The sequence below is a fragment of the Halomonas sp. Y3 genome, assembly GCF_024137965.1.
In the GTDB taxonomy this organism is placed as follows: Bacteria; Pseudomonadota; Gammaproteobacteria; order Pseudomonadales; family Halomonadaceae; genus Halomonas; species Halomonas mongoliensis.
In genome coordinates this window covers 3731913-3748413 of the sequence record NZ_CP099975.1, presented here as the reverse complement: position 1 = coordinate 3748413, position 16501 = coordinate 3731913, and the positions used below count along the sequence as shown (strand labels likewise).

15 protein-coding genes are annotated in these 16501 nt (G+C 66.8%); 6 read left to right on the top strand and 9 right to left on the bottom strand.

What is annotated here, in order from left to right; genetic code table 11:
• Positions 1-19: 19 nt before the first annotated feature.
• The 6 genes from NHL60_RS17790 to NHL60_RS17765 all read right to left on the bottom strand — a co-directional run bounded on the left by NHL60_RS17790 (position 20) and on the right by NHL60_RS17765 (position 6143).
• The gene (locus NHL60_RS17790; RefSeq protein ID WP_253446552.1) at positions 20-724 is read right to left on the bottom strand and encodes an ABC transporter ATP-binding protein; all 705 of its coding nucleotides are present in this window, start codon (positions 722-724) and stop codon (positions 20-22) included.
• Entirely contained in the window at positions 711-1490 is a 780-nt protein-coding gene (locus tag NHL60_RS17785) for an ABC transporter ATP-binding protein (RefSeq protein WP_253446549.1), read from the bottom strand. Before NHL60_RS17785 ends, NHL60_RS17790 begins: the two co-directional genes overlap by 14 nt.
• 88 nt (positions 1491-1578) lie before the next feature.
• Positions 1579-3024 carry a sodium-dependent transporter gene (locus tag NHL60_RS17780; RefSeq protein ID WP_253446546.1) on the bottom strand — a complete coding sequence of 482 codons (1446 nt, stop codon included), beginning with the start codon at positions 3022-3024 and terminating at the stop codon, positions 1579-1581.
• Positions 3025-3148: 124 nt separating this feature from the next.
• A complete protein-coding gene (locus NHL60_RS17775) occupies positions 3149-3481 on the bottom strand; it encodes a hypothetical protein (protein WP_253446542.1) in 333 nt (110 codons plus the stop codon).
• 123 nt (positions 3482-3604) lie between these two features.
• Positions 3605-5452, bottom strand: a complete 1848-nt coding sequence (typA, locus tag NHL60_RS17770; RefSeq protein ID WP_253446539.1) for a translational GTPase TypA — start codon at positions 5450-5452, stop codon at positions 3605-3607.
• A gap of 124 nt (positions 5453-5576) precedes the next feature.
• Positions 5577-6143 carry a hypothetical protein gene (locus NHL60_RS17765; protein WP_253446536.1) on the bottom strand — a complete coding sequence of 189 codons (567 nt, stop codon included), beginning with the start codon at positions 6141-6143 and terminating at the stop codon, positions 5577-5579.
• A gap of 513 nt (positions 6144-6656) precedes the next feature.
• Between NHL60_RS17765 and glnA the strand changes: the two genes are divergently transcribed.
• The 5 genes from glnA (at position 6657) to glnG (ending at position 13443) form a co-directional block, all read left to right on the top strand.
• Complete coding sequence (gene glnA, locus NHL60_RS17760) at positions 6657-8063, top strand: glutamate--ammonia ligase (protein WP_253446533.1); 1407 nt, start codon at positions 6657-6659, stop codon at positions 8061-8063.
• Between the two features lie 533 nt (positions 8064-8596).
• On the top strand, positions 8597-9973 hold the full coding sequence (ltrA, locus tag NHL60_RS17755) for a group II intron reverse transcriptase/maturase (protein WP_253446530.1): 1377 nt from the start codon (positions 8597-8599) through the stop codon (positions 9971-9973).
• A 162-nt stretch (positions 9974-10135) separates the two neighbouring features.
• Positions 10136-10702, top strand: a complete 567-nt coding sequence (locus NHL60_RS17750) for a DUF4124 domain-containing protein (protein ID WP_253446528.1) — start codon at positions 10136-10138, stop codon at positions 10700-10702.
• Positions 10703-10991: 289 nt separating this feature from the next.
• Positions 10992-12038, top strand: coding sequence for a nitrogen regulation protein NR(II) (glnL, locus tag NHL60_RS17745; RefSeq protein ID WP_253452285.1), 1047 nt, complete (start codon positions 10992-10994; stop codon positions 12036-12038).
• Complete coding sequence (glnG, locus tag NHL60_RS17740; protein WP_253446525.1) at positions 12031-13443, top strand: nitrogen regulation protein NR(I); 1413 nt, start codon at positions 12031-12033, stop codon at positions 13441-13443. The genes glnL and glnG overlap by 8 nt, the downstream gene beginning before the upstream one ends.
• Position 13444: 1 nt before the next feature.
• Here the strand turns inward: glnG and NHL60_RS17735 are convergent, their stop codons facing one another.
• Together NHL60_RS17735 and NHL60_RS17730 are read right to left on the bottom strand one after the other, a co-directional pair.
• Entirely contained in the window at positions 13445-13765 is a 321-nt protein-coding gene (locus NHL60_RS17735) for a type II toxin-antitoxin system RelE/ParE family toxin (protein ID WP_253446522.1), read from the bottom strand.
• A gap of 2 nt (positions 13766-13767) precedes the next feature.
• Positions 13768-14037 carry a type II toxin-antitoxin system Phd/YefM family antitoxin gene (locus NHL60_RS17730; protein ID WP_253446519.1) on the bottom strand — a complete coding sequence of 90 codons (270 nt, stop codon included), beginning with the start codon at positions 14035-14037 and terminating at the stop codon, positions 13768-13770.
• A 145-nt stretch (positions 14038-14182) separates the two neighbouring features.
• Between NHL60_RS17730 and NHL60_RS17725 the strand changes: the two genes are divergently transcribed.
• Entirely contained in the window at positions 14183-15532 is a 1350-nt protein-coding gene (locus NHL60_RS17725; protein WP_253446516.1) for a deoxyguanosinetriphosphate triphosphohydrolase, read from the top strand.
• A gap of 15 nt (positions 15533-15547) precedes the next feature.
• Here NHL60_RS17725 and NHL60_RS17720 read toward each other — a convergent pair whose 3' ends face one another.
• The gene (locus NHL60_RS17720) at positions 15548-16450 is read right to left on the bottom strand and encodes a nuclease-related domain-containing protein (RefSeq protein WP_253446513.1); all 903 of its coding nucleotides are present in this window, start codon (positions 16448-16450) and stop codon (positions 15548-15550) included.
• Between the last annotated feature and the right edge of the window lie 51 nt (positions 16451-16501).

Genomic DNA, 16501 nt, shown 5'->3' with positions numbered 1-16501 from the left:
TTGTTCTCCTGCCTCTGGCTCAGCCGCCCAGGAAGCTCTTGGCCACTTCCGGGTCCGCCAGCAGAGCGGCACCGGTATCGGTGAAGCGGTTCTGGCCGGCGGCCAGCACGAAGCCCTTGTCGGCGATGGCCAGTGCCTGCTTGGCGTTCTGCTCCACCATCAGGATGCCCACGCCGGCGGCGTTGATCTGCTTCACCTGCTCGAAGATCTCGTTCATGTAGAGCGGTGAGAGGCCCGCGGTGGGCTCGTCGAGCAGCAGCAGGCTGGGCTCGGCCATCAGCGCTCGGCCCATGGCCACCATCTGGCGCTGGCCGCCGGAGAGCTCGCCGGCGGGCTGGTGGCGCTTGTCGAAGAGCGGTGGGAAGAAGTCGTAGATCTGGCCCAGCATGCGCTTGACGTTCTGGGGCTTGAGAAAGGCCCCCATCTCCAGGTTCTCCTGAACCGTCATGCTCGGAAAGACGTTCTTCTCCTGGGGGACAAAGCCCATGCCCTTCTGCACCAGCTTGTTGGGGGGTAGGTTGTGGATCGGCTCGCCGCGCAGCAGGATCTCTCCCTGGGAGACGGTGAGCAGGCCGAAGATGGCCTTGAGCATGGTGGACTTGCCGGCGCCGTTGGGGCCGACGATGACGCCGATCTCGTCGGCTTCGATGGCCATGTCCACCCCGTTGAGGATGTTCATGCCGCCGTAGCCGCCGTGCACGTCGCGGGCATCAAGCAGTGGCATCGTGGGACGCTCCAAAGTAGGCCTCGATGACCTCGGGGTTGTTCTGGATCTCCTCGATGGTGCCTTGGACCATCACGCTGCCCTGGGCCAGCACGATCACCGGATCGCAGAGCCTCGCGATCATCTCCATGTCGTGCTCGATGACCAGGAAGGTGTAGCCCAGTTCGCGGTTGAGGCGTTCGATGTTCTCCACCAGGTCGCCCAGCAGGGTGCGGTTGACCCCGGCGGCGATCTCGTCGAGCAGTACCACCCGGGCGTCGGTCATCATGGTGCGGCCGAGCTCAAGCAGCTTCTTCTGGCCGCCGGAGAGGTTGCCGGCCAGCTCGTTGCGCACGTGGTAGAGGCCGATGAAGTCGATCACCTCGAGGGCCTTGCGGCGCACCTCCGTCTCTTCTTCTCGCACCGCGCCGGGCTTGAGCCAGGCGCTGAAAAGCTGCTCGCCGGCCTGTCGCGGCGGCACCATCATCAGGTTCTCCAGGGCGGTCATCTGGGAGAACTCGTGGGCGATCTGGAAGGTGCGCAACAGCCCCTTGTGGAAGAGCTCGTTGGCGGGGCGGTTGGTGATCTCCTCGCCGTCGAGCAGCACCTGACCGCTGTCCAGCGGCAGGGCGCCGGCGATGATGTTGAAGAGGGTCGACTTGCCGGCCCCATTGGGGCCGATCAGACCGGTGATGGAGCCCTTCTCGACCCGGAGGGAGCAGTCGTTGATGACCCTCAGGCCGCCGAAGGCCTTGTTGACGTGACGCACCTCGATCATGGCTGCCATGGCACTGTCCTGTTGTTCTTGTTGATGGCCGCTGTTGGTGGCCTGTTATGCCTGGGCGCCGCCCGCGGTGCGGGCGGCGGGTATCCTGCTAGCGCTCCTGGCTGTCATCCACCAGGAAGGTGCGGCCGGCGGCAAAGGCACCGACGATCACCAGGGCGCCGATGGTGGGGATGAGATAGCCCTCCACCTGGGGAATGGCGCGCAAGAAGACGAAGGCCACCGCCGCCGGGGCCACGAAGCGCACCAGGAAGCGCCAGATGGCGAACCAGGTCTCGTTGGTGCGCATCTCCTTCATCACCTCGCTGTGGGTCAGGGCCCAGCCGGCGAAGAGCGCGATCAGAAGGCCACCGAGCGGCATGAAGATGTTGGTGAGCAGCTCGATGAAGTCGAAGGCGCTGCGGCCGAAGAGGGTGTGGAAGAGGGTGCCCTCGGCGTAGATATTGAAGCTGACCACGGTGAGCAGGCCCAGGGCCCAGCTGGCCACGACCATGCCGAACACCGCCTGGGGACGGGTGAGGTCGAAGCGCTCCACCAGGAAGGCGGCCACCGGCTCGATCAGCGAGATGGAGGAGCTGATGGCGGCCCCCAGCACCAGGATGAAGAAGACCCCGCCGATCAGGGCGCCGAAGGGCATCTCGGCGAAGGCCAGCGGCAGGGTGACGAACATCAGCCCCGGTCCCTGGCCGGCGTCGAGGCCGGCGCCGAACACCAGCGAGAAGATCGCCAGGCCCGCGATCATGGCCACGGCGGTGTCGACGATGGCGATGGAGACGGCGGTGCGGGTCAGCGAGAGCTCGCTGGACATGTAGGCGCCGTAGGCCATGATGGCGCCCATGCCGAGGCTCAGGGTGAAGAAGGACTGCCCCATGGCGGCCAGCCAGCCCTCGAGGCTGAGGTCGGCCAGGTTGAAGGTGAACAGGAAGCTGGCCGCGGCGCCGAAGTCGCCGTTGGCCACGCCGTATCCCAGCACCAGCAGCAGGATCACGAAGAGCGCCGGCATCAGGATGCGCAGCCCGCTCTCGATGCCCTTGTGGATGCCCATGCCCACGATCAGCCCCGAGGCGATGATGAAGAGGGTGTGGTAGAAGGTCAGCAGGGCCGGGGAGGCGAGCAGGGCGTTGAAGCCTTCGCCGATGGTCTCGGCATCGGCGCCGGATAGCGAGCCTGTCAGCATCTGCCAGGTGTAGTGGATGGCCCAGCCGGCGATCACCGAGTAGAAGCTCAGGATCAGGAAGGCCGAGGCGGCCCCCAGCCAGCCGATGGACTCCCAGGCTCGCGAGGTGTTGTGGGTGCGGGTGAGGAAGCGCATGCCCATGATAGGGCTTCGGCGGCTGGCGCGGCCCAGCATGGTCTCGGCGATCAGGATGGGGATGCCCACGGCGAAGATGGTCAGGGCGTAGACCAGGATGAAGGCGCCGCCACCGTTCTCGCCGGTGAGGTAGGGAAAGCGCCACAGGTTGCCGAGTCCCACCGCCGACCCGACGGCGGCCAGCAGGAAGGTGCCCTTGTGGGTCCAGACGTTATGCTTGCTCATGGAGGCTCCGGATGCGATTCGTATGGCCTTGTGGGCCGTGCCGCCACTTTGCGACAAAACGCACTCGGGAACCAGCTGGCTAGCGTTTACCGGCCGTTAAGTTCGGCGATGGTGTCGCTATCGACTACTGTTCCTGCTCTTCTTCCTCGTCGTCGTCCTGCTGGCCGATGCGAGGCTCCAGCGCCCTGGACTCGTCCGGCAGGCGTACGGTATCGCCCAGGGCGAGCTTGCCGTGGGACTTGAGGCGGCGGCCATTGTTGATGGCGATGATCGCTGCCACCTCGCCGATGCTGGTGCCCTCCACGTAGGCCTCGACCCGAATGCGCACCACGGTGCCCTGGTAGCGGGCCGAGAGGATGTCGCCGCGCCCGGGGGCCGAGTGGCCCATGGGGTCCTTCTCGAAGTGGCGCATCACGCTGTCGGCGCCGGGGTCGTCCCACTCCACGTGCTTGTGCATGCTGCTCTCCTGGTTGGGTGGCAGGGGCTGTCAGGCCTTCAGCATAGAAGATGTGACTCGCGGAAACGACAACGCCCGCCCGGGAGGTTCCCGGGCGGGCGTCTTCAGGCGTGGCGGCCGGCCTTACTTCTTGCTGGCGCGCTTGCGCTCGTGCTCCTTGAGGAACTTCTTGCGCAGACGCAGGTGGTTGGGGGTGACCTCCACCAGCTCGTCGTCGTCCAGGAACTCGATGGCCTGCTCTAGGGAGAACTTCACCGGCGGGGTCAGCACGATGTTCTCGTCGTTGCCGGAGGCGCGCATGTTGTCGAGCTTCTTGCCCTTGGTGGGGTTGACCACCAGGTCGTTGGCGCGGCTATGGATGCCGATCAGCATGCCCTCGTAGACCTCGGTGCCGTGATCGATGATCAGGCGGCCGCGGTCCTGCAGGGCGTAGAGCGCATAGGCCAGCGCCTTGCCGTCGACCATGGAGACCATCACGCCGTTGCGGCGCTCGGTGGCGGCGTCGGGCTTCAGCGGGCCGTAGTGGTCGAAGCGGCTGGTCAGGATGCCGGTGCCGGAGGTCAGGGTCATGAACTGGCCGCGGAAGCCGATCAGGCCCCGGGCGGGGATGATGAAGTCCAGACGCACCCGGCCCTTGCCGTCCGGGTTCATGTTGGTCATCTCGCCCTTGCGGTAGCCGAGCTCCTCCATGATGGCGCCCTGGTGCTGCTCCTCGCAGTCGATGATCACCTCCTCGTACGGCTCCTGCCTGACGCCGTCGATCTCCTTGATGATCACCTCGGGGCGGCCCACGGCCAGCTCGAAGCCTTCGCGACGCATGGTCTCGATCAGCACCGAGAGGTGCAGCTCGCCGCGGCCGGAGACGATGAACTTCTCCGGGGTCTCGCCCTGCTCGACGCGCAGCGCCACATTGTGGATCAGCTCCTGGTCGAGGCGATCCTTGATGTTGCGGCTGGTGACGAACTTGCCGTCCTTGCCCGCAAAGGGCGAGTCGTTGACCTGGAAGGTCATGGAGACGGTGGGCTCGTCCACGGAGAGCGGCGGCAGCGCCTCGACGGCGGCCGGGTCACACAGGGTGTCGGAGATGGAGAGGGAGTCGATGCCGGTAATGCAGACGATGTCGCCGGCGGTGGCCTCTTCGGTCTGCACGCGCTCCAGGCCCAGGTGGGTCATCACCTGGCCGATCTTGCCCTTGCGGGTGGCGCCGTCGGTGCCGATGACGGTGACCTGCTGATTGGGCTTCACCGCGCCGCGCTTGATGCGGCCCAGGCCGATGACGCCCACATAGCTGTTGTAGTCCAGCGCCGAGATCTGCATCTGGAAGGGACCATCCAGCTCCACCTTGGGCGGCTCGACGATATCGACGATGGCCTGGAACATGGGGGTCATGTCCTCGGCCAGCTCCTCGGGGTCGGGGCCGGCGATGCCGTTGAGGGCCGAGCAGTAGATGATCGGGAAGTCGAGCTGCTCGTCGGTGGCGCCGAGATTGTCGAACAGGTCGAAGATCTGGTCGATGACCCAGTCGGGGCGGGCGCCGGGACGGTCGATCTTGTTGACCACCACGATGGGCCTGAGGCCCTGAGCGAAGGCCTTCTGGGTGACGAAGCGGGTCTGCGGCATGGGGCCGTCGACCGAATCCACCAGCAGCAGTACCGAGTCCACCATGGACATCACCCGCTCGACCTCGCCGCCGAAGTCGGCGTGTCCGGGGGTATCCACGATGTTGATGCGGTACTCCTCGCCGTCGGGCGAGTTCCAGCGGATCGCCGTGTTCTTGGCCAGGATGGTGATGCCGCGCTCACGCTCCTGGTCGTTGGAGTCCATGATCCGCTCCTGTCCCTCGGCCTTGCGGTCCAGGGTGCCGGACTGGCTGAGGAGCTTGTCGACCAGGGTGGTCTTGCCGTGGTCAACGTGGGCGATGATGGCGATGTTCCGGAGATTGGCGATCTCGGAAGGCGTTGCGGTGGTCATAGATTGCTGCTCATCGAATTAGAGGCGCACCCTCCTTGCACGTAACGATTCAGTGCCCTGGGCGCGTGGGGTAGGGAGGTTGGGCCAGCATTGTACAGCCTACCCCGGTCCGGGAATAGCGGATTTACGCTTTCGATGGGCTGTCAACGCGGGCGGGCCTGATCCGGACGCCGCAGGCCTGCAGGCGTTCGAGCAGCTCCCCGAGGGCTCGCTCATCGAGCTCGGGGTCGCAGCCGCCGATGCGTTCGAACCAGCTGCGGGACAGGCAGAGGCCATCGCCGCTGGGCAGCCGCCGCAGCCTGGCCAGCAGGCGCGCCAGCCATCCAGCGTGCCGGGTGGGCAGGGTAGCGGCGTCGAGCTTTCCGGCGGCGACCTCGGCCGCCAGCCGTGCCAGGGCCTCCGCTCTGGTGGCGTTGCCGATGCCGGGAAACAGCAGCACGCCGCCATTGCTGAGGGCAATGGCTTCGTTCAGTCGCTGGCCCAGCGGCAGCGGTGTTGCCGACACCAGGCGTGCGCCGAAGCGCTGGGCGATGCGCGGCAGGCGCGTATCGCCGGTGTCATCCAGTACCCAGAGGGTAAAGGTGACATCGCCTGAGGCCTGCGCCAGCGGTGCCACGACCGCCAGCTGCCGGGGCAGCCTGGCGCCGGCACTGCGGGCGTCGATCAGAATGCAGGCGGTGAAGGTAGCCATGCGAGCTCCGACAGTTGGCCGCAGCGATGGAGGGTGGCCAGCGGCCGAGAGGCGCTGCTGGTGGGGGTATGCTGCTGTAATATATTGTATCTATAAGCGTCCTTTAGTATCAAAGAGTTTACGTGTGAAGTTGCGCCACCCCGGCGTGGCGCAATTCTCGTTCTGCCGGGACTGAGACAGGACCATACTCGCCGGTCGGACCGTGCGTGCCCTGCAGCAGTGCATGGAAAACGGTTATTGCACCAACATGGTGCGAAACGAGGGCAGAGGCGACGGTGAGCCACGAAAAGGCGCAGGGCCCGGGTCAGGGTGGTGCGCTTGTCGGGGATGTTTTTGTCTTTCAAATCAGCCCTGTGCCAATGTCCTGTTGCATCTGGGTGCAATTCTGGCATGGGGCGTGCATTGTATTGGGCAGCATCGGGTCATGCCCGGTGGTCGTGGGCAGAGTGCCCACGGCATGCTACAACTTCGCAACACCTCAACGCCCCGAGCACCGCTCAACCGGAGGACACCATGTCTGCCAAGACTCTCGCCCTGATTGAAGAACACGACGTGAAGTGGGTCGACCTGCGCTTTACCGATACCCGCGGCAAGGAGCAGCACGTCACCATCCCGGCCCGTGACATCGATGAGGAATTTTTCGAGAACGGTCAGATGTTCGACGGCTCCTCCATCTCCGGCTGGAAGGGCATCAACGAGTCGGACATGATCCTGCGTCCGGAAGATGGCACCGCCTTCCTCGACCCCTTCACCGAGGACTCCACGCTGGTGCTGCGCTGCGACATTATCGAGCCGGCCACCATGCAGGGCTACGAGCGTGACCCGCGCTCCATCGCCAAGCGCGCAGAGGCCTACCTGCAGTCTACCGGCCTGGGCGACACCGCCTTCTTCGGCCCCGAGCCTGAGTTCTTCATCTTCGACGAGGTGCACTGGAAGTCCGATATCGAGGGCTCCATGTACAAGATCACCTCCGAAGAGGGCGCCTGGGCCACCGACCGTACCATCGAGGGCGGCAACCTGGCCCACCGCCCGCGGGTCAAGGGTGGCTACTTCCCGGTGCCCCCGGTAGACAGCTTCCACGATATCCGTGGCGCCATGTGCAACACCCTGGAGGCCATCGGCCAGACCGTTGAGGTGCACCACCATGAGGTGGCCAACGCCGGCCAGAACGAGATCGGGATCAAGTTCAACACCCTGGTCAAGAAGGCCGATGAGGTCCAGGAGATGAAGTACGTGATCCACAACGTGGCTCACGCCTACGGCAAGACCGCCACCTTCATGCCCAAGCCGCTGGTCGGCGACAACGGCAGTGGCATGCACGTCCACCAGTCCTTCTGGAAGGATGGCAACAACCAGTTCGCGGGCGACGAGTACGCGGGTCTCTCCGAGATGGCTCTCTACTACATCGGCGGCATCATCAAGCACGCCCGGGCCCTGAACGCCTTCGCCAACGCCTCCACCAACTCCTACAAGCGTCTGGTGCCGGGCTTCGAGGCGCCGGTGATGCTGGCTTACTCGGCCCGCAACCGCTCCGCCTCCATCCGCATCCCCTACACCGCCAGCCCCAAGGGCAAGCGCGTCGAGCTCCGCTTCCCGGATCCGACCGCCAACCCCTACCTCTGCTTCGCGGCGATGCTGATGGCCGGCATCGACGGCATCAAGAACAAGATTCACCCCGGCGACGCCATGGACAAGAACCTCTATGACCTGCCGCCGGAAGAGGGCAAGAAGGTGCCGACCGTGGCTCATAGCCTCGACCAGGCCCTGGAGGCGCTGGACAAGGATCGCGCCTTCCTGACCGAGGGCGGTGTCTTCACCGACGACATGATCGATGCCTATATCGAGCTGAAGATGGAAGATGTGGAGCGCATCCGCATGACCACCCACCCGATCGAGTTCGACATGTACTACAGCTGCTGATCCTCCTGCGATCCAGCGACGTTGAGAGACGAAAGGGGTTCCGCCATGGCGGAACCCCTTTATCTTGGTGCGCCAGGCATGGCGCGTAGCACCGATAGGTGCTGTTCCCGAGGGTGGTGCCTCGGGATGACTTGGGGGTGAAAGTCCCCTGCGGACCCTGATAGCGGGAACCGCTAGCCGAACAGCAAGGGTGTCCGCCGCGAGGCGGAATCTGAAGGAAGCTGAAGGCAAACTCCCGGCCTGACGGACAGAAATCGCATACGAGGCTGTCGCACCTGGGCGAGGGCGCCAAGTTACCCGAAGCCCGATAGCTATCCGGAAGGGGCGGCAGTAAATGCGGCGGGTAGATGGGAGGAAGGTCGCGCGTCTTACCCTGGGAGGTCTGGTGGTCTGCCACGGTGCTACCGGCGCCGAGAGGCGGCGGGATGGGCCACCAGACGTCAGCAGAGGCCATAGTAAGTGTCGACTCACCCCGACACCAAGGGCCGAACATGAAGAACCGCGAGTAGGCGATGATGTCTCGAGGATCGATCATGAAGGCAGAAAGTGGCGCTGATACCGCCACCCACCCAGAGGGGCAGGGGCAGTACCCCGGGTCCCGGCCGGTGGGCGTCGAGACGGTCCCGGCGTCGTCATCGTGGACGAAAGCGGAGCCCGCCCCGCTCATGGAAGCCGTGGTAGAGAAGGCCAACATGGCGCGGGCTTACCGAAGGGTGGTCGCCAACAAGGGGGCGCCGGGTGCCGATGGCATGACGGTCCACCAGTTGGCCGACCACCTGAAGGAATGCTGGCCAACGCTGTGCGAACGGCTACTGGCCGGTGAGTACCACCCCAGCCCGATCCGAGCCGTCGAGATCCCCAAGCCCAAGGGCGGAACGCGACAGCTCGGCATCCCCACGGTTACCGACCGGCTGATTCAGCAGGCTCTGCTTCAGGTGCTGACGCCGATCTTCGATCCGGAATTCTCCGCATCGAGTTACGGCTATCGCCCTGGGCGCAGTGCCCAGCAGGCCGTCTCGGCGATGAAGTCCCATGTCACTGCCGGCCACCGCTGGGTGGTCGACCTCGACCTGGAAGCCTTCTTCGACCGGGTAAACCACGACCTGCTGATGGCGCGGGTCGCGCGCCGCATCCGCGACAAGCGAGCATTGCGCCTGATCCGACGCTATCTGGAAGCCGGGATGTTCCAGGACGGCCTGGCCGCGCCACGCCGGCAGGGCACGCCCCAGGGCGGGCCACTCAGCCCGCTGCTGGCCAATATCCTGCTGGATGACGTGGATAAGGAGCTGGAACGCCGCGGTCACCGCTTCTGCCGCTACGCCGATGACATGCAGGTGTATGTCAGGAGTCGGCGAGCGGGCGAGCGCGTCATGGCCAGTCTGAGTGATTTTCTCGAGAGCTCGCTCAGGCTGACGGTCAATGGCGACAAGAGTGCGGTGGACCGACCCTGGAACCGGGGGTACCTGGGTTACACGCTGACCCGGCACAAGTTGCCGAAGCTGACGCTGGCCAAGGCCAGCCTGCAGCGCCTGATGCAGCGTGTCCGCGAGATCCTCAAGCGCGGCAGGGGGCGCAACATACGGCGAGTCATTGAGGAGCTGGCCCCCGTCCTGCGGGGCTGGGCCAATTACTTCCGCCTTGTCGATGTAAGGCACCCCCTGGAAGTGCTGGATCAATGGATACGCCGTCGACTGCGCTGCGTGATCTGGCGGCAGTGGAAGCGCCCATGGACCCGGCGGCGCAAGCTACTGGCGCTGGGCCTGGGCGACAAGCGTGCCTGGAAATCAGCGGGGAATGGGCGAGGTCCCTGGTGGAACGCCGGCGCCTCGCACATGAATCAGGCTTTGCCACGGAAATGGTTCGAGCAGCAGGGCCTGATCTCGGTACTCGATACGGTCAAGAGGGCTTAGTCGTTCTTCGTGAACCGCCGTGGTACGGAACCGTATGCCCGGTGGTGTGAGAGGACGGGGGAGGCGACTCCCCCTCCTACTCGATTTCACTATCCAGCAGGGGCGAGATTCGGATCAGGCTGTCACGATACGCCGGGCAGGCGGCAGCGCGGGGGAGGAGTCATGCACAAGGTCATGTTGGCACTGACGGTGGGGCTATCGTTCAGCCTGGCGGCTCAGGCCCAGACGATCTATCGCATCACCGATGCCCAGGGCAGGGTGGTGTTTACCGACAACCCCGAACGAGGCGGCGAGCAGGTGGAGCTGGCGCCGCTGACCGTGGTGCCCTCCAGCGGCGAGGTGCGCACCGGCGCGCCGGCGCCACGGCTCGAGGGTGGCGCCGCGCCGGCCCCCAGAACCTCGCCGGGCCAGCCCTTCATGCCCTACGACAGCTTCCGGATGCGCTCGCCTATCCATGAACAGGCCTTTCCGGTGGGGGTCGCGGGCAATGTCGCGGTGGAGCTTGGCATTGAGCCCGAGCTGCGTGAGGATCACCGCGTGCGGCTGCTGGTGAATGGCCAGGTCAGCCAGTCGGCAATGCATACCACGGCCTTCATGGTGGCCAACATGGACCCCGGCGAGCATGTGCTGCAGGCGGAGCTGTTGGACAGCAGCGGGGCAGTGCGCCACCGCACCTCGCCGGTCACCGTCCATGTGCACCGGACCAGCGTCAACCGCCCGGCCGATTAGCTCCCCCTCGCTGGGCACCCTGGCCGCGGCGCCCGGAAGGCGCCCCTGCGCCGCCAGGAGGCGCGGGATGCCTCTCGGCTGAACTGAGACCGTGCAGGCGTCGCACCATCTGAGGTCATGGGCGGGTGCAGGCCAGGCGTTTGTGCACTATTTTGGTGCAGAGCCGCCCCCTTATCGCCCGGCAAGCCCCGGGGCATGAGCCCGGCCGGCCTGGCGCGCTTCTTGCAGAACATCCCGCAGGAGCCAGGAGATAGCGATGGGAAGCCGTGGAGCCGATATGGCCGATTCGATGTATCAGCGCCTGATGGAGCACCTCACCACCGCCGTGGTGCTGCTCGATGGCGAGCTGAGACTGCAGTGGATGAACCCCGCCGCCGAGGCGCTGCTGGCGATCAGCCTGGGACGCGTGCAGGGGGCAAGGCTCTGCCAGCTGATGGAGAGCGACGACGGGCTCGGCGAGGTGCTCGGCAAGGCCCGTGACGAGTTCCACCCCTTCACCCAGCGGGAGGCGCGCCTGGTGATGCTGGCCGGTGATGCCCTGGTGGTGGACTACACGGTGACGCCGCTCTCCCGGGAGGAGCTGCTGCTGGAGGTCGAGCCCCGTGACCGGCTGATGCAGATCTCCCGGGAGGAGGCGCTCCTGACCCGCCAGGAGACCATCAAGGTGCTGACCCGCGGCCTGGCCCACGAGGTAAAGAACCCTCTGGGGGGCATCCGCGGCGCCGCCCAGCTGCTGGAGCGCGACCTCGACGACCCCGGCCAGCGGGAGTTCACCCGCATCATCGTCGAGGAGGTGGACCGTCTGCGCGACCTGGTGGACTCCATGCTCGGCCCCAACCGCATGACCCACCACGAGCCCCTCAATATCCACAAGGTGCTGGAGCGGGTCAGGTCGCTGCTGCTCGCCGAACATCCCCGGGTCGCCATCGAGCGCGACTATGACCCTAGCCTGCCGGACCTGGCCGGTGACGAGGCGCAGATGATCCAGGCGGTGCTCAACGTGGCCCGCAACGCCGTGGAGGCGATGAGCGAGGCGGGGACGCCGGACCCCCGGCTGGTGCTGCGCACCCGGGCGCGGCGCCAGTTCACCCTGGGGGCCGAGCGCCACCGTCTGGTGTGCGAGGTGGCGCTGGTCGACAACGGCCCCGGGGTCCCCGAGGCGCTGCGCGAGACCCTCTTCTACCCCATGGTCTCCGGCCGCGCCGAGGGCAGCGGCCTGGGGCTCTCCATCGCCCAGGCGATCCTGCACCAGCATCAGGGCCTGATCGAGTGCGACTCCGAGCCCGGCCACACCGAATTTCGACTGCTGATACCCCTGGAGAAGCGCCATGACTGACGTCGCACGCGTGGTGATCGTCGATGACGACCGCGCCATCCGCTGGGTGCTGGAGCGCGCGCTCGCCCAGCCCGACCTGAAGGTGGAGTGCATGGAGCGCGCCGACAGCGCCCTGCAGGGCCTGCTCGACAACCCCCCGGACGTGCTGGTGACCGATATCCGCATGCCCGGCATCGACGGCCTCGACCTGATGGCCCGGGTGCGCGAGGCCCACCCGGACCTGCCGGTGATCGTGATGACCGCTCACTCCGACCTGGACAGCGCCGTGGCCTCCTACCAGGGCGGGGCCTTCGAGTACCTGCCCAAGCCCTTCGACGTCGACGAGGCGCTGGCCCTGGTGCGTCGCGCGGTGGCCCACGCCCGGGAGCGCCAGCGCCCGGTCGTCGTGCCCGAGGGGCTGGATGCCGAGATCATCGGCGAGGCGCCGGCCATGCAGGAGGTGTTCCGCGCCATCGGCCGGCTCTCCCACTCCCATATCACCGTGCTGATCAACGGCGAGTCGGGCACCGGTAAGGAGCGGGTGGCCCGGGCCCTGCATCAGCACAGCCCCAGGGCGGGCCAGCCCTTTATCGCCCTCAACATGGCGGCGATCCCCCGGGACCTGATCGAATCCGAGCTGTTCGGCCACGAGAAGGGTGCCTTTACCGGGGCCACGGCGACCCGCCAGGGGCGCTTCGAGCAGGCCAACGGCGGCACCCTCTTCCTGGACGAGATCGGCGACATGCCCGCCGAGACCCAGACCCGCCTGCTGCGGGTGCTGGCCGACGGGGAGTTCTACCGGGTCGGGGGGCATACGCCGGTCAAGGTGGACGTGCGCATCATCGCCGCCACCCACCAGGACCTGGAGCGCCTGGTGGAGGATGGGCGCTTTCGCGAGGACCTCTTCCACCGGCTCAATGTGATCCGCGTGCACCTGCCGAAGCTGGCCGAGCGTCGCGAGGACATTCCGCGGCTGGCCCGCCACTTCCTGGCCGAGGCGGCCAAGGAGCTCGCCACCGATATCAAGGTGCTGACGCCCGAGGCCGAGACCCATCTGACCCGCATGGCCTGGCCCGGCAACGTGCGCCAGCTGGAGAACACCTGCCGCTGGCTGACGGTGATGGCCTCCGGTCGCGAGATCCTGGTGGAAGACCTGCCCCCGGAGCTGCGCGCCGACGACGGCAGCGGGACGGTCAGCGGTGACTGGCGGACGGCCTTCCGAGACTGGGCCGACCGCGCCCTGGCGGCGGGGCACACCCACCTGTTGGAGGAGGCCGTGCCGGATTTCGAACGCATCCTGATCGAGACCGCCCTGCGCCATACCGGCGGGCGCAAGGGCGAAGCCGCCGAACTGCTGGGCTGGGGCCGCAACACCCTGACCCGCAAGCTCAAGACGCTGCTGCCGGCGCTGGCGGACGGCGAGTGAGTCAGCTCAGGAGTCGGCGCGCCAGCAGCCGCTGCATGTCACGGCGGCTGTGGGCAATCAGGTAGACGATGAGCCGCTCGCGATGCTGACGATAGAGGATGCGTACCGGCGGCTCGATGACCTGGCGATAGTCCCGGATACCCAGCTCCAGCAGCTCACGGGGATGGCTGTCGCGCTCGGGGTGCTGCCCCAGCGACATGATGCGCGCCTCGATGGCGGCGAGAAGCCGCTCGGCCGCAGGGGGCGAGTCTTCGGCAATGAAGTCGTAGAGCTCGCGAAGGTCCTCGAAGGCCGAGGCAGTGAGTTCGACCTGCAGCGCCACCGCTAGCGCTCTCCTCGGCGCAACTGGTTGAAACACTCGGCCGCATCCAGCGTCTTGCCCTGCTCGACCTCCTGGCTGCCAAGCGCCAGGATCTTGAGCAGTGCCAGTGTCTCCTGGGTCTGCTCATAGCTCCTGATGTCCTGCACGACCATCTTGGCCTCGCCGTTCTGAGTGATCACCATGGGCTCGCGCAGCTCGTTGAGCGTCCGGGAAATTTCGGCGGCATTCGCCTTCAGGTAACTGATCGGCTTGATGTTCTCTGAGTACTTCATGGCGTTCGGTTCCGCATGGATGTGTGGACTGAATTTAGTCCGGATTTGGTGCCGCGGCAACCGGGGACTGGGCCAACGACGTGCGTCAGGGCTGGGCGGCGGCGGCCGGGGCTGCCAGAATGGGGCTCTCAAGGAGAGCATGCCCATGACGCAGATGAGCTGGGAGCGGCTGCTGGACCCGAGCCGCCTGCACGACCGGCGCGAGGAGCGCCCCGGCGGGGAGCGCGACGAGATCGGCCGCAGCCCCTTCCACAAGGATCACGACCGCATCGTCTTCGCCGGCTCCTTCCGGCGCCTGGGGCGCAAGACCCAGGTGCACCCCCTGACCGACAACGACCATATCCACACCCGCCTGACCCACTCCCTGGAGGTGGGCTGCGTGGGGCGCTCCCTGGGGATGATCGTCGGCGAGCGGCTCAGCGGCCGTCTGCCGGCCTGGATCACCCCGGCGGATCTCGGCGTGATCGTCCAGGCCGCCTGCCTGGGCCACGATATCGGCAACCCGCCCTTCGGCCACGCCGGCGAATATGCCATCCGCGACTGGTTCGCCCGGGCCGAAAGCGACGGCAGCGGCCTGCTGGAGGGGCTCTCGCCCCTCGAGAAGCAGGACCTGCTTACCTATGAGGGCAACGCCCAGGGTTTTCGCATCGTCACCCAGGTGGAGTACAACCAGTTCCGCGGCGGCATGCGGCTGACCACGGCGACGCTGGGCACCATGCTCAAGTACCCCTGGACCGTGGAGCACGGCGGGGCGGCCGGCAAGTTCGGCTGCTACCAGAGCGAGCGCCACCTGCTGGCCGAGGTGGCCGAGCGCCTGGGGCTGCTGCCCAACGGGCCGCAGCGCTGGTGCCGCCATCCGCTGGCCTGGCTGGTGGAGGCTGCCGATGACATCTGCTACGCCCTGCTCGACCTGGAGGATGGCCTGGAGATGGGGATCCTGCGCTTCGATGAAGTGGCCGAGATCCTGACCCAGATCGCCGGCGGCGCCCCCGCCGACTACGCCGCCATGCAGCGCCACCGGGTCTCCCAGCGGCGGCGCATCGCCGCCCTGCGCGGGGCGGCCATGGAGCGGGCGGTGAACGACGTCGGCGCGGTCTTCGTGCAGCACGAGGGGGAGCTGTTGAGCGGACGGCTGCGCCAGGACCTGCTCGAGCTCTGCCATCCCGATCTGGACTGGGGGGTCAAGGCGGCCAAGCAGCTCGCCCGGGAACGCATCTTCCAGAACGAGCGCAAGGCGAAGCTGGAGATCGGGGCCTATACGACGCTCGGGATCCTGCTCGAGGCCTTTATCGGTGCGGCACACGAGCTGCACCACAGCGGCCGCTCCACCTTCAAGCACCAGCGGGTACTGGCGCTGATCGGCGAGAACACGCCGCGCCCCTCCTGGAGCCTCTATGACAGCTACCGGCGCATGCTCGACTTCATCGGCGGCATGACCGACCACTATGCGGTGGACCTGGCTCAGGAGATGGGCGGCCGGCTCAGGGGGGACTGAGCCGGCGAGGGCGGCTCAGTCCCGTTCGGGCAGGCGCTCGAGGCGGGCGGCCCGCTCCAGCAGCACGCCGATCACGGCGTCGTGGGTCTCGTTGTCGAACTCGCCGGGGCAGAGCGCGGCGAGCTGAGCGGCCAGCCCCTGGCCGCTGACCACCAGTAGATCCTCAGGGCCCTGGCGGGCATCGACGTCCCAGCCGGGCAGGGTCAGCACCCCCATGACCGGCACCTCGCGTCTGGTCAGTTCGGAGAGCCAGCCCGCCATCCACTGGGCCAGCTCGCGGGTCTTCTCCAGGGGGGCGTGCTCGCTCCAGCCGGGGAAGCGCAGCCGCTCCCGCTCCACCGTGACCAGGTTGATCTCCTTGCCCGACGGGGTGAAGGGGCGAGTGCGGGCACGGGTCTCCACCACGAAGACGCCGCAGGGGGTCACCACCACATGGTCGATGCGGGTGCCCCGGGCGGGCACATCGTGGAAGACGTAGTAGGGGTGCGCCTCGGGGCGGATCAGGCGTTCGAGCTCCTGGCCCACCGCCAGCTCGCAGGCGAGCCCCAGCTTCAGGCGGCGGATACGCTGGAAGTCGCGCATCAGCAGGAAGCAGAAGAGCAGCACCAGCAGGGTGCTGAGCATCCCGTAGAGCCCCCACTCGATCCAGTCCTGATCGCTGGCAAAGAGCATGCGCCCCATGCCGTAGACCAGCGGGGCCAGGGTGGCGATGGGCCCCAGGGCGCCGTTGAGGAAGAGGCCGGCGAAGGCGCCGTCGAGGCGGTCGCGCAGCCCCTGGCCGGGTTCCCGCAGCGGATGGGCATCGAAGGGGGAGCGCACCCGGGCGTCATGGAGGTTGCGCAGCGCCACCACGATCACCGCCAGGGCGGCGAGGGGAAAGAGGAAGATCAGGGGAAGCAGGTATTCCAGCCAGGCCATCGGGGGTTCCTTGCCCATCTGTGGGAGAGGCGGAGTCTGCGGCCATTCTAG